Origin of the sequence: Streptomyces sp. NRRL B-24572, assembly GCF_002156145.1 — a bacterium.
In the GTDB taxonomy this organism is placed as follows: domain Bacteria; phylum Actinomycetota; class Actinomycetes; order Streptomycetales; family Streptomycetaceae; genus Streptomyces; species Streptomyces vietnamensis.
The window spans coordinates 1-12,915 of sequence record NZ_MWIG01000312.1; the positions used below are offsets into that span (position 1 = coordinate 1).

Consider the following 12,915-nt stretch of genomic DNA (forward strand, 5'->3'; position numbering starts at 1 on the left):
TCGTATGACTCGGGCTCGTACGACTCGACCTCGTACGCGTTCGGCCGGTACGCCTCGGGCTCGTACACCTCGGCCCGAGACACTTCGGTCTCGTACACCTCGGGCTCGTACACCCCGGCCTCATACACCTCGGGCTCGTACACCCCGGCCCGAGACACCTCCGCCTCGTACCGCTCAGGTGGTGCGTACGGTGCGTTCGTCTCGGGGGCGTCCCCCTCCGTCTCCGAAGGCGCGAACTCGTCGGCCCGGTCCGGGACCGGTGCGTAGCCGCAGAGGGCCTCCTCGGCGGCGCCCACCGCGAGGCCGGTGAGGACCACGCGGCCGTCGTCGCAGACGAGCACGGTCCGGGCGGTGATGTTCCGGTGCACCCAGCCGTGGGCGTGGAGCGCGCGCAGTGCGGTGAGGACGTCGGCGCCTATCTCGGCCGCGCGGTACGGGTTGAGGGGCCGTTCGGCGAGGAGCGCGGCCAGCGGTCTGGCCGCCACGCGTTCGCTCACTATCCACAGCGAGCCGGCCTCCGCGAAGACGTCGAAGACCTGGTCGAGCAGGGGGTGGTCGGGGATCTGCGCGGCGGCCTGGGCCGCCTCGATCGCGCGGCGCACGACGGGCTCGGCCGGCCGGCGGGTGGCCGGGCCCGCACCGCCGTGGGGGCCGGCGGGACCACCCCGCCCGTCGAGCACCTCGGCGTCGACGAACTCCGGCAGCGGCACCTGGCGGACCAGGACCTCCTGCCCGCTGTAGGTGTCGAACGCGCGCGTCTCGACCGGTTCGTACGCGTCGGCGTCCGCCGGTGGCAGCGGCAGGCGGTAGCGGTCGGCGAGCACCCTTCCCGCGTAGTCGTCCACGACGCCTCCCCCGCGCGCACGCTGTTCCCCGTGGTCCCGCGGATCCCTCGGGATCGGGCGGGATCACGCGAGTCCGTCAGTTCCGGTCCAACACCGAGCAGTTGTCGAATCTGTTCGGCTGCGTTCGGTCCGCGAACCTCACGATACGTGGCACGGGTCAGTCCTTGGGGCTGAACGTGGCGAACGCCGTCTCCCGCAGCGTCCTGCACTCCTCGCCGTTCCACTCGCCGGCCGCGCAGCTGATCATGATGGAGTAGCCGTGGTCGGCGTCCACCTTGAAGCCGCGGTTGAGGACGTGGACGCGGACGCCCTTCTGGGTGCGCTCGAACTCCCAGTCGGCGACGGTCGGGTAGCCCTTGTACGAGACCGACTTGATGCCGATGTGCTTGTAGTCCTGGCTGGTGGCGGCCACGCCGTACCTGGCCAGCTCCCAGGCGCCGGCCGCGTCGTCCTTCGGGCTGCCGTTGTAGTCGACCTGGACGCGCGGGAAGCCGCCGCTCTCGTTGAATATCCCGCCGAGGGAGTATCCCGGGATCGAGTGGAACGTGAAGGACGCCGGCATCGCCATCGAGAAGTGGAGCCGGTCGTTGGTGACGAGGGTGTAGCCGGCGGGCAGCTTCGCGCCGGCGTCGGCGCTGGGCTTCCCGGTGGGCGTGGTGCCGTTCTGCCCGTCCGTGGAGCCCGTCGTGCCGTTGGTGCCGGTGCTGCCCGTCGACCCCGTGGCGCCGTTGTCGCCGGGCTGGGTGCCGCCCTGCTGGCCGGGGCCGCCCGAGGAATGGCCCTGGGACCCGCCGGATCCGGCGGAACCGTCGGCGCCTCCGGTCGAGGCGCCGGCCGAGGCCGTGGTGCCCCCGTCGCCCTTGCCCTGGGTGCCCTCGTCGCCCCCGCCGAGGGAGACGGCGAGGATCGTGCCGAGGACGGCGAGGACGGCGACCGCGGCGATGATCACCAGGGTGCGGCGCGGCACGACGTCGGTCAGCGGCGCGCGGGCCGGAGTCGGCTTGCCGCCGCCCCGCAGGGGCTCGGTCGCGAGCTTCGGCGCGGGCTTCGGCTCGGCCTTCACGGAGGCCGCCGCGTTCCGTACGGACTTCAGCGCGCCCCGCATCCGCTCGGCGGCCGCGTCGGGCCCCTTGTCGGCCGCCGAGGCCGTGGGAGCCGCCGGGGTCCGCTCGGGGCGGGGAGGCAGCGGTATGACGGTGGTGGCCTCGGACGAGACCGGCGGCGCCGGCTCGGGCGCGTCGAGCACGGCCCGCAGCAGCACCCGGGCGCCGGCGTCGTCGAGCCGCTGCGCCGGGTCCTTGGCGAGGAGGCCGTAGATGACCTTCTCCAGCTCGGGTCCCGCGTTCTTCGGCGGGTCGACCGGCTCGGTCATCACGGCCGTGAGGGTGGCGATGGCGGAGCCCTTGTCGTACGGCGGGCTGCCCTCGACCGCCGCGTAGATGAGGCCGCCGAGCGACCACATGTCGGCGGCCGGACCGGGCTTGTGACCGCGGGCGCGCTCCGGGGAGATGTACGAGGGGGCGCCGACGAGCATGCCGGTGGAGGTGATCGAGGGGTCGCCCTCCACCTGGGCGATGCCGAAGTCGGTGAGGACGACCCGGCCGTCCTCGGCGATCAGCACGTTGGACGGCTTCACGTCGCGGTGCAGGATGCCCTCGCGGTGCGCCGAACGCAGCACGTCGAGGATGGCAAGGCCGACCTCGGCGGCGCGCCGGGGCGTGAGCGTGCCGTCCTCGCGGACGGCGTCCGCGAGGGACTTGCCCTCGATGAGCTCCATGACGATCCACGGACGGTCGTCCTCGTCGACGACGTCGTAGACGGTGACGGCGCCGTTGTTGCGGATCCGGGCGATGGCCTTCGCCTCGCGCAGGGTCCGGGTGATGAGGCGCCGCTTCTCGTCCTCGTCGATGCTGCTGGGGAAGCGGAGTTCCTTGACGGCGACGGTACGTCCGAGGGTCTCGTCGACGGCGCGCCACACGGTGCCCATGCCGCCGCGTCCGAGGACCGCGCCGAGCCGGTAGCGGCCCGAGAGGAGCCGTCCCTCGCCGACCGGTTCCTTGCGGAGCCGGTCGCCGCCGCGCGCGGTTCCGGCGGCCGTCCGGCGGTCGCTCTCGCCGTCGCCGTCCCCGGCGCCGAACCCGGCCCGTCCGGTCGACGGCTCGGTGCCGCGCAGCCGGCCGGTCGCCCCCGGACCCGTCGCCCCTTCCGCCGACGCGTCCTGAGGGTCCTTCACGTCCTGGGCGCCCTTCACGTCCCCGGAGGCCTTCGCGGGCTTCGCGTCCTCGACGCCCCGCTCCGGCCCACGCGCGCCCTCCGAGGCCTGTGCACCCCGGCTGACCTGCGCGTCCTCCGTGTCCCGCGCCGGCTCACGCGCGGCCGGAACCGCTCCCCGGTCGCCGTCGGTCGCGGCCCCCGCGGCGGCGTCCCGCCGAGGGTCCCTCGCCTTGTCCCGCGACTGCTCCGCCTCCGACATGCGTCCCCTCTGCGATCCCTGATCTTCGCCGCGTCTGCCGCTTCCCGCGCGATGCGGTAACCCGCCCTGGAAGAGAGGCCATTGTCTCTCACCTCGGGCCGGACGACGCCCCCGGGTCCGTACTCCGGGATACGACGCCTCCGCACGCCCCCGAGGTTCCCACCGGACGCGGACCTCCCGCGCCTCCCCTCGGACGTCGCCTCGGGCCTCCCCCGCACCACCCCCGGACGTCCCGTCAGATGGGCACGATGTCCGGCGCCCCGAGCCGCGCGGCGTCCGCCGTCAGGTCGTCGGGCTGCCGCTGCGACTCGCGCTCCGCCTCCACCCGCTTCTCGTAGTGCTCGACCTCCTTCTCGACCTGCCGGTCGTCCCAGCCGAGGACCGGCGCCATCAGCTCCGCGCACTCGCGGGCGCTGCGCGTGCCCCGGTCGAAGGTCTCGATGGAGATCCTGGTCCGCCGGGTGAGGACGTCGTCGAGGTGGCGCGCGCCCTCGTGCGAGGCGGCGTACACGATCTCGGCGCGCAGGTAGTCGTCGGCCGCCGCGAGCGGTTCGCCGAGGCTCGGGTCGGCCGCGATCAGGTCGAGGATCTCCTCCGTCAGGGAGCCGTAGCGGTTGAGAAGATGCTCGACCCTGACGACGTGGAGCCCGGTTCTGGCGGCGATCCTGGCCCGCGCGTTCCACAGGGCGCGGTAGCCCTCGGCGCCGAGGAGCGGGGTGTCCTCGGTGACGCAGGGGGCGACGCGCTGGTCGAGCCCGTGCACCGCCTCGTCGACGGCGTCCTTCGCCATCACGCGGTACGTCGTGTACTTGCCGCCGGCGACGACCACGAGGCCGGGCACCGGGTGGGCGACGGTGTGCTCCCGGGAGAGCTTGCTGGTGGCGTCCGACTCGCCGGCGAGGAGCGGCCGCAGGCCCGCGTAGACGCCCTGGACGTCGTCCCGGGTGAGCGGGGTGGCGAGCACGGTGTTCACATGCTCCAGGAGGTAGTCGATGTCGGCGCTGGAGGCGGCGGGGTGGGCCTTGTCGAGGTCCCAGTCGGTGTCGGTGGTGCCGACGATCCAGTGGCGCCCCCAGGGGATGACGAACAGCACGGACTTCTCGGTGCGCAGGATCAGTCCTGTGGTCGAGTGGATGCGGTCCTTGGGCACGACGAGGTGGATGCCCTTGGAGGCGCGGACGTGGAACTGGCCGCGCTCCCCGATGAGGGCCTGGGTGTCGTCCGTCCACACGCCGGTGGCGTTGACGATCTGCTTGGCCCTGATCTCGTACGCGACGCCGGCCTCGACGTCCTGGACGCGCGCGCCGACGACCCGCTCGCCCTCGCGGAGGAAGCCGGTGACGCGGGCCCGGCTGGCGGCCCTTGCGCCGTAGGAGGCGGCGGTGCGCACGAGGGTGGTGACGAAGCGGGCGTCGTCCATCTGGGCGTCGTAGTACTGCAGGGCGCCGACCAGGGCGTCCTTCCTCAGGCAGGGCGCGACGCGCAGGGCGCCCTGCCGGGAGAGGTGCCGGTGGACGGGGAGTCCGCGGCCGTGGCCCGAGGAGAGGGACATCGCGTCGTACAGGGCGACGCCCGAGCCGGCGTAGAACCGCTCCCAGCCCTTGTGCTGGAGGGGGTAGAGGAAGGGGACCGGCTTCACCAGGTGGGGTGCGAGCCGCTCCAGGAGGAGTCCGCGCTCCTTGAGCGCCTCCCGTACGAGGGCGAAGTCCAGCATCTCCAGGTAGCGCAGGCCGCCGTGGATGAGCTTGCTGGACCTGCTGGAGGTGCCCGAGGCCCAGTCGCGGGCCTCCACGATGCCGGTGGAGAGCCCTCTCGTGACGGCGTCGAGGGCGGTTCCCGCGCCGACCACTCCGGCGCCGACGACCAGCACGTCCAGCTCTCGCTCGGCCATGGCCGCGAGCGCCTCGGCGCGCTCGGCGGGTCCCAGTGTCGCTGTCCTCACGCTGCTGCCTCCCGTCGTCCCCCGTCGGTCCCGCACTCGCGCACGCACCCGGTCCGGCCGTACACGAGCCGCGAACCGGGCCCGTGTGGTCCGGCTCACAGCTCGATTCTGGCCCGCTCCCGCGACTTCAGCCACCGCCTCGCCGCCGACCTGTGGATAACACTCGGCGATCTTCGGCCGCACAATGCCACAGATCGGTCATATTTACGCCTAGTCTGACATTGCGCTCGACCCGTTCTGTCCACCGGGCTTGCGCGTCGCGTTCCCTCCGGCTACTGGGAAGGACGGCCCACCCCCTCATGCCCGCTGATCTCGCCGTCATCGGCCTCGGCCACCACGGACTCCCCCTGGCCCAGGCCGCCACCGCCGCAGGCATCGACACCATCGGCTACGACACCGACCCCCGCCCCGTCGTCGAACTCGCCGCCGGCCGCCCCCCGGTCGACGGCTCCCTCACCGCCCCCGAGATCCGCCGGATGCTCTCGGGGGGCTTCCGGCCGACCACCAACCCCGCCGAGCTCGGCCGGGTCCGCACCGCCGTCCTCTGCGCCCCGACCTCCCTCGGCCCCGACCGGACCCTCGACCTCACCGCCGTCACCGAGGCCGCCCGCGCGCTCGCCGCCCGGCTGCGCCCCCACACCACCGTCCTCCTGGAGTCCCCGGTCCCCCCGGGCACCACCGAGGGCCTCCTCCGCGAGGTCCTGGAGACGGGCTCCGGCCTGCGCGCCGGACGCGACTTCCACCTCGCGTACTCCCCCGGCCGCCTCGACCCCGGCAGCCGCACCCACGGCTACGCCGGCACCCCCAAGGTCATCGGCGGCCTCACCCCGGCCTGCACCGAGTCCGCGGCCGCCTTCTACGGCCGGCTCACCGACAAGGTGGTACGCGCGCGTGGCCCCCGCGAGGCGGAGACGGTCAAGCTCCTGGAGACCAACTTCCGGCACGTCAACATCGCCCTCGTCAACGAGATGGCGGTCCTCTGCCACGAACTCGGCGTCGACCTGTGGGACGTCATCCGCTGCGCCGAGACCAAACCCTTCGGCTTCCAGGCCTTCCGCCCGGGACCCGGCGTCGGCGGCCACGGCGTCCCCGTCGACACCGTCGGCGCCCACCGCCCGCTCCGCCTCGTCGAACTCGCCGGCCAGGTCAACGAGCGGATGCCGCAGTACGTCGTCCAGCGCGCCGCCACCCTCCTCAACGAGCACGGCAAGTCGGCCCGCGGCGCCCGGATCCTGCTGCTCGGCATCACCTACAAGCCCGACCTCCCCGACCGGCAGGGCTCCCCCGCCGACGAGATCGCCCGCCGCCTCATGGACCTGGGCGCGGCCGTCAGCTACCACGACCCCCACGTCCCCGACTGGCGCGTCCGCGAACGCCCCGTCCCCCGCGCCGACTCCCTCTACGAGGCCGCCGCCCACGCCGACCTGACGGTCCTCCTCCAGCACCACCGCACGTACGACCTCCAGGGCCTCTCGGTGAAGGCCCAGCTCCTCCTGGACACCCGGGGGGCGACCCCGGCGGGGGCGGCGCACCGGCTCTGAGGACGCCGAAGGGCCCCGCACCGACCGGTGCGGGGCCCCAGGGACGAGACGTCAGCGCTTGTGCTGCGCGTCCGCCACGGTCACCTCGACGCGCTGGAACTCCTTGAGCTCGCTGTAGCCCGTGGTGGCCATCGCGCGGCGCAGGGCGCCGAAGAAGTTCATCGAGCCGTCCGGGATGTGCGACGGGCCCGCGAGGATCTCCTCGGTGGTGCCGACGATGCCCAGGTCGACCAGCTTGCCGCGCGGCACGTCCTCGTGGACGGCCTCCATGCCCCAGTGGTGGCCCTTGCCGGGCGCGTCCGTGGCGCGGGCCAGCGGGGAGCCCATCATGACGGCGTCGGCGCCGCAGGCGATGGCCTTGGGGAGGTCGCCGGACCAGCCCACACCGCCGTCGGCGATGACGTGCACGTACCGGCCGCCGGACTCGTCCATGTAGTCGCGGCGGGCCGCGGCCACGTCGGCGACCGCGGTCGCCATCGGGACCTGGATGCCGAGGACGTTGCGGGTGGTGTGCGCGGCGCCGCCGCCGAAGCCGACGAGGACACCGGCCGCGCCGGTGCGCATCAGGTGCAGGGCCGCGGTGTACGTGGCGCAGCCGCCGACGATGACCGGGACGTCCAGCTCGTAGATGAACTGCTTCAGGTTCAGCGGCTCGGCCGCGCCCGAGACGTGCTCGGCGGAGACCGTCGTGCCGCGGATGACGAAGATGTCCACGCCGGCGTCGACGACGGCCTTCGAGAACTGGGCGGTGCGCTGCGGGGAGAGCGCGGCGGCGGTGACGACACCGGAGTCGCGCACCTCCTTGATGCGCTGCCCGATCAGCTCTTCCTTGATCGGGGCGGCGTAGATCTCCTGCAGACGGCGGGTCGCGGTCGCCTCGTCCAGCTCGGCGATCTCGTCGAGGAGCGGCTGCGGGTCCTCGTACCGGGTCCAGAGACCTTCCAGGTTCAGGACGCCGAGGCCGCCCAGCTCGCCGATGCGGATGGCGGTCTGCGGCGAGACGACCGAGTCCATCGGGGCGGCCAGGAACGGCAGCTCGAAGCGGTAGGCGTCGATCTGCCAGGCGATCGAGACCTCCTTCGGGTCCCGGGTGCGCCGGCTCGGGACGACGGCGATGTCGTCGAACGCGTACGCCCTGCGGCCGCGCTTGCCGCGCCCGATCTCGATCTCAGTCACGATGTGTGGCCTTTCCCTCTATGTCTGCGCCTACCAGTATCCCCGACACACGCCGAAGGGGCGGCTCCGGCCACATGCCGGAACCACCCCTTCCGTCGCGCGCTGTTACTTCCTGCTGTAGTTCGGCGCCTCGACCGTCATCTGGATGTCGTGCGGGTGGCTCTCCTTGAGGCCCGCCGAGGTGATCCGGACGAAGCGGCCGTTCGCCTGGAGCTCCGGCACGGTGCGCCCGCCGACGTAGAACATCGACTGGCGCAGGCCGCCCACCAGCTGGTGGACGACGGCCGCGAGCGGGCCGCGGTAGGGCACCTGGCCCTCGATGCCCTCGGGGACGAGCTTCTCGTCGGAGGCGACGCCCTCCTGGAAGTAGCGGTCCTTGGAGAAGGAGCGCTGCTCGCCGCGGGACTGCATGGCGCCCAGCGAGCCCATGCCGCGGTACGACTTGAACTGCTTGCCGTTGATGAAGAGCAGCTCGCCCGGGGACTCCTCGCAGCCCGCGAGCAGCGAGCCGAGCATCACCGTGTCGGCGCCGGCGACGAGGGCCTTCGCGATGTCGCCGGAGTACTGCAGACCGCCGTCGCCGATGACCGGGACGCCGGCCGCCTTGGCGGCGAGGGAGGCCTCGTAGATCGCGGTGACCTGCGGGACGCCGATGCCGGCGACCACGCGGGTGGTGCAGATGGAGCCCGGGCCGACGCCGACCTTGATGCCGTCGACACCGGCGTCGATGAGCGCCTGGGCGCCGTCGCGGGTGGCGACGTTTCCGCCGATGACGTCGACCGAGGAGTTCGACTTGATCTTGGCGACCATGTCGCCGACCAGGCGGGAGTGGCCGTGCGCGGTGTCGACGACGATGAAGTCGACGCCGGCCTCGATCAGGGCCTGGGCGCGCTCGAACGCGTCACCGGCGACACCGACGGCGGCGCCGACGAGCAGCCGGCCCTCCTTGTCCTTGGCGGCGTTCGGGTACTTCTCGGCCTTGACGAAGTCCTTGACCGTGATGAGGCCCTTGAGGACGCCCGAGTCGTCGACCAGCGGCAGCTTCTCGATCTTGTGGCGGCGCAGCAGCTCCATGGCGTCCACGCCGGAGATGCCGACCTTGCCGGTGACGAGCGGCATCGGGGTCATGACCTCGCGCACCTGGCGGCTGCGGTCCGACTCGAAGGCCATGTCGCGGTTGGTGACGATGCCGAGCAGCTTGCCGGCCGGGTCGGTGACCGGGACGCCGCTGATGCGGAACTTGGCGCAGATCGCGTCGGCCTCGGCGAGCGTCGCGTCCGGGTGGACCGTGATCGGGTCCGAGACCATGCCGGACTCGGAGCGCTTCACGAGGTCGACCTGGTTGGCCTGGTCGGCGATGGAGAGGTTGCGGTGCAGCACACCGACACCACCCTGTCGCGCCATGGCGATCGCCATGCGGGACTCGGTGACCTTGTCCATCGCGGCGGAGAGCAGCGGGATGTTCACCCGCACGTTCTTCGAGATGTACGAGGCGGTGTCGATCTGGTCGGGCGCCATGTCGGACGCGCCGGGCAGAAGCAGCACGTCGTCGTAGGTCAGCCCGAGTGTCGCGAATTTCTCGGGCACTCCGTCGACGTTGGCAGTCATGACACCTTCCCAAATGGCCTTGATCGGTGCGGGATGTCCATGCTAACGGGCCTGAGTCGTGTCTCATTCCACGATCAAGATCAGCGGGAAGCTTTGGACGTTCGCACGTGTACGAAAGGGATGACGGCGCCCGACAAGGCTTACTGCTCGGCCAGGGCGCGCGATCGGGCTACCGCCGGGCCGGGGCGCGCGCGATCGGGTCACCGCCGAGCGAGAGCGCGCAGTCGGGTTACTGCTCGGCCAGGGCGCGCAGTCGGCTGAGGGCGCGGTGCTGTGCCACCCGGACGGCGCCCGGGGACATGCCGAGCATCTGGCCGGTCTCCTCGGCGGTCAGTCCGACCGCGACCCGCAGCACGAGGAGTTCGCGCTGGTTCTCCGGGAGGTTGGCGAGCAGCTTCTTGGCCCACTCGGCGTCGTCGCTGAGCAGGGCGCGCTCCTCGGGGCCGAGGGAGTCGTCGGGCCGCTCGGGCATCTCGTCGGAGGGGACGGCCGTGGACCCCGGGTGCCGCATGGCGGCCCGCTGGAGGTCGGCGACCTTGTGTCCGGCGATGGCGAAGACGAAGGCCTCGAAGGGCCTGCCGGTGTCCTTGTAGCGCGGCAGCGCCATCAGGACGGCGACGCAGACCTCCTGGGCCAGGTCCTCGACGAAGTGCCGGGCGTCGCCGGGCAGCCGGTTGAGGCGGGTGCGGCAGTACCGCAGGGCGAGCGGGTGGACACGCGCGAGCAGGTCGTGCGTGGCCTGCGCGTCGCCGTCCACCGCGCGGTGCACGAGCGCGCCGATCTCCCCCTGCCCGGCAGGCATGGGGGAACCCACGGTCTCGTCGTCGCGCATCGCTCCATGGTGCCCCGACGCCTCTCGGTTCGCGGCACCGCGTCCGTAGTTGTGCACCGAAGCGTTATGAGCAGGTGCGCCGGCACTCATCTCCCGCGCCCTCCCCTCCCGCTCGATCGACTCGTCCCCGAGGAACTCCACATCTCAAGGATGCGGCATTCCGCGGGGAAGTGACACAAGCCCACCCCGTCCACCCCACGACGGACGCGGGCGAGGACGGGGAGACGGCAGGTGACCTGCGATTCAGCGGACCAGGCCCCAGCGGAATCCGAGCGCGACGGCATGCGCCCGGTCGGAGGCTCCCAGCTTCTTGAAGAGGCGCCGGGCGTGGGTCTTGACCGTGTCCTCTGAGAGGAAGAGCTCGCGCCCGATCTCCGCGTTGGACCGGCCGTGGCTCATGCCTTCGAGGACCTGGATCTCGCGCGCGGTGAGGGTGGGCGCGGCGCCCATCTCGGCCGAGCGGAGGCGGCGCGGGGCGAGCCGCCAGGTCGGGTCGGCGAGCGCCTGGGTGACCGTGGCCCGCAGCTCGGCGCGCGAGGCGTCCTTGTGCAGGTAGCCACGGGCGCCCGCGGCGACCGCGAGGGCGACGCCGTCGAGGTCCTCGGCGACCGTGAGCATGATGATGCGGGCGCCGGGGTCCGCGGAGAGCAGCCGGCGGACGGTCTCCACGCCGCCCAGACCGGGCATGCGCACGTCCATCAGAATCAGGTCCGAGCGGTCCGCGCCCCAGCGGCGGAGGACTTCCTCGCCGTTGGCCGCGGTGGTCACGCGCTCGACGCCGGGCACGGTCGCGACCGCGCGGCGGAGCGCCTCTCGGGCAAGCGGGGAGTCGTCGCAGACGAGGACGGATGTCATGCCTGACCTCCGCGGCTCTCGCAGCTGTTGCGCGTCACCTTGAGCCTCCAGGGCTGTACGTATCGTCACCTGTGCGGTTGACGCTCTCGGACGTTTGCCCGATCGCTTGTTCCTTCAACCGCCTCCGCACTCTCAACGACGGTCACTCGAAAGAGTTACGGGTCGGACGGCGTCTTCGGCACTCTACGTGAGGAGTCGTGCGCGGAGGAGAGTGTCGCAGGTCGTTCGTCCCAACATCGAAAGCTATGCCCCATTTAGAGGCTTTTCTTCCCTTTTCGCAGTGTCTGTGGCTAGATTCGCAATGAGTCATATTTACATCTACTTCGACAGTAGGTGTATCGCCCGGACCTGTCGGGACCCGAGGAGCCCCGGCCATCAGCCATCCACCCGCCCACCTATCCGTTCGACACGGTTTCAAGGGGACAAGCGCAATGGCAGATTTCTCCCGCCTTCCCGGACCCAACGCCGACCTGTGGGACTGGCAACTCCTCGCGGCCTGCCGCGGAGTGGACAGCTCCCTGTTCTTCCACCCCGAGGGAGAGCGCGGCGCGGCACGGAGCGCGCGTGAGAACTCGGCGAAAGAGGTCTGCATGCGGTGCCCGGTGCGCGCGGAGTGCGCGGCACACGCACTCGCCGTGCGAGAGCCCTACGGCGTATGGGGCGGCCTCACCGAGGACGAACGCGAAGAGCTCATGGGACGCGCGCGCAATCGTCTGATCACGACGGCACCGGCCTCCGCGCCGGTCACGTCCGCCGCGTCCGCGACATCCATGACATCCATCGGGGAACGTATGTGATCCATCGGGAACGTATGTGAAGGAACGTTTCTTCGGCGCAGTAGGCGCAACCTGAGCGAGCATCACCCGAACGGACCTGTGCGCCCGCGCGCGTCGTGAAGCGACCACGCGCGCGTGGCGGCACGGATCGGCCACGCGCGTGGCGGCACGGATCGGCTACGCGCGCGTGGCGGCGCGGATCAGCTCGTCGAGCGTGGCCGCGACGGCCGGGACCTGCGCGAGGTCCGGCAGCGTCAGGGCCACGATCTCCCGCTCCACGGCCGGCTCCACGGCCACGGTCCGCGCCCCCTTGGGACGTACGGACTCGATGGCCAGCTCCGGCAGGACGGCGACGCCCAGACCGGCGCCGACCAGGCCCACCACGGCCGGGTAGTCGTCGGTGGCGAAGTCGATGCGGGGCGTGAAGCCCGCGTCCTCGCAGACGTCCACGAGCTGGCGGCGGCAGCGCGGGCAGCCCGCGATCCAGGACTCGTCCGCGAGTTCCGCGATGCCCACCGATCCGGCCCCGGCGAGCCGGTGCCCCTCGGGCACCAGGCCGACGAGCCGGTCGGCGAGGAGCGGGCGGACCACCAGGTCGTCCCATTCGGCCTGCCCGGCCCCGTACCGGAACGCCAGGGCGATGTCGCAGTCGCCCTCGCGGAGCATCTCGATCGAGCGCGGCGGTTCGGCCTCGACGAGGGAGACCCGGGTGCCGGGGTGCGCGGCCCGCAGCGCGGCGAGCGCGGTGGGCACGAGGGTCGAACTGCCGCTCGGGAAGGAGACCAGGCGCACGCGGCCCGCCCGGAGCCCGGCGATGGCGGCGACCTCCTCCTCGGCGGCGGTGAGCCCGGCGAGGATGCCGGAGGC

Annotated in this window: 10 protein-coding genes; 2 read left to right on the forward strand and 8 right to left on the reverse strand. The window is 72.3% G+C overall.

Annotated elements, in window-relative coordinates; all coding sequences use genetic code 11:
* From CCN56_RS19710 to CCN56_RS19720, 3 genes are all read right to left on the reverse strand, one after another.
* Positions 1 to 845: protein kinase (locus CCN56_RS19710; RefSeq protein ID WP_256962053.1), on the reverse strand; the 845-nt coding region annotated here is incomplete at its 3' end.
* A gap of 157 nt (positions 846 to 1,002) precedes the next feature.
* Positions 1,003 to 3,318: a serine/threonine-protein kinase gene (locus CCN56_RS19715; RefSeq protein WP_086828590.1), complete on the reverse strand. Its 2,316-nt coding sequence runs from the start codon at positions 3,316 to 3,318 to the stop codon at positions 1,003 to 1,005.
* Between the two features lie 235 nt (positions 3,319 to 3,553).
* Positions 3,554 to 5,260, reverse strand: a complete 1,707-nt coding sequence (locus CCN56_RS19720; protein ID WP_086828592.1) for a glycerol-3-phosphate dehydrogenase/oxidase — start codon at positions 5,258 to 5,260, stop codon at positions 3,554 to 3,556.
* A gap of 299 nt (positions 5,261 to 5,559) precedes the next feature.
* Here CCN56_RS19720 and CCN56_RS19725 point away from each other — a divergent pair, with 299 nt between their 5' ends.
* Positions 5,560 to 6,801 (forward strand): nucleotide sugar dehydrogenase, encoded by a 1,242-nt coding sequence (locus CCN56_RS19725; RefSeq protein WP_086828594.1) that lies wholly within the window; start codon positions 5,560 to 5,562, stop codon positions 6,799 to 6,801.
* A 51-nt stretch (positions 6,802 to 6,852) separates the two neighbouring features.
* Here CCN56_RS19725 and CCN56_RS19730 read toward each other — a convergent pair whose 3' ends face one another.
* The 4 genes from CCN56_RS19730 to CCN56_RS19745 form a co-directional block, all read right to left on the reverse strand.
* Positions 6,853 to 7,977, reverse strand: coding sequence for a GuaB3 family IMP dehydrogenase-related protein (locus CCN56_RS19730; RefSeq protein WP_086828596.1), 1,125 nt, complete (start codon positions 7,975 to 7,977; stop codon positions 6,853 to 6,855).
* 105 nt (positions 7,978 to 8,082) lie between these two features.
* Positions 8,083 to 9,585 carry an IMP dehydrogenase gene (gene guaB / locus CCN56_RS19735; RefSeq protein WP_086828599.1) on the reverse strand — a complete coding sequence of 501 codons (1,503 nt, stop codon included), beginning with the start codon at positions 9,583 to 9,585 and terminating at the stop codon, positions 8,083 to 8,085.
* Positions 9,586 to 9,814: 229 nt separating this feature from the next.
* Entirely contained in the window at positions 9,815 to 10,417 is a 603-nt protein-coding gene (locus CCN56_RS19740) for a sigma-70 family RNA polymerase sigma factor (RefSeq protein ID WP_030211429.1), read from the reverse strand.
* Between the two features lie 243 nt (positions 10,418 to 10,660).
* Complete coding sequence (locus CCN56_RS19745; RefSeq protein ID WP_003948568.1) at positions 10,661 to 11,272, reverse strand: response regulator transcription factor; 612 nt, start codon at positions 11,270 to 11,272, stop codon at positions 10,661 to 10,663.
* Between the two features lie 431 nt (positions 11,273 to 11,703).
* Between CCN56_RS19745 and CCN56_RS19750 the strand changes: the two genes are divergently transcribed.
* Positions 11,704 to 12,069 carry a WhiB family transcriptional regulator gene (locus tag CCN56_RS19750; RefSeq protein ID WP_086828601.1) on the forward strand — a complete coding sequence of 122 codons (366 nt, stop codon included), beginning with the start codon at positions 11,704 to 11,706 and terminating at the stop codon, positions 12,067 to 12,069.
* A 156-nt stretch (positions 12,070 to 12,225) separates the two neighbouring features.
* On the opposite strand, the gene CCN56_RS19755 is transcribed toward CCN56_RS19750, so the two are convergent.
* A partial coding sequence (locus CCN56_RS19755) for a LysR substrate-binding domain-containing protein (protein WP_086828603.1) occupies positions 12,226 to 12,915 on the reverse strand: 690 nt, incomplete at its 5' end.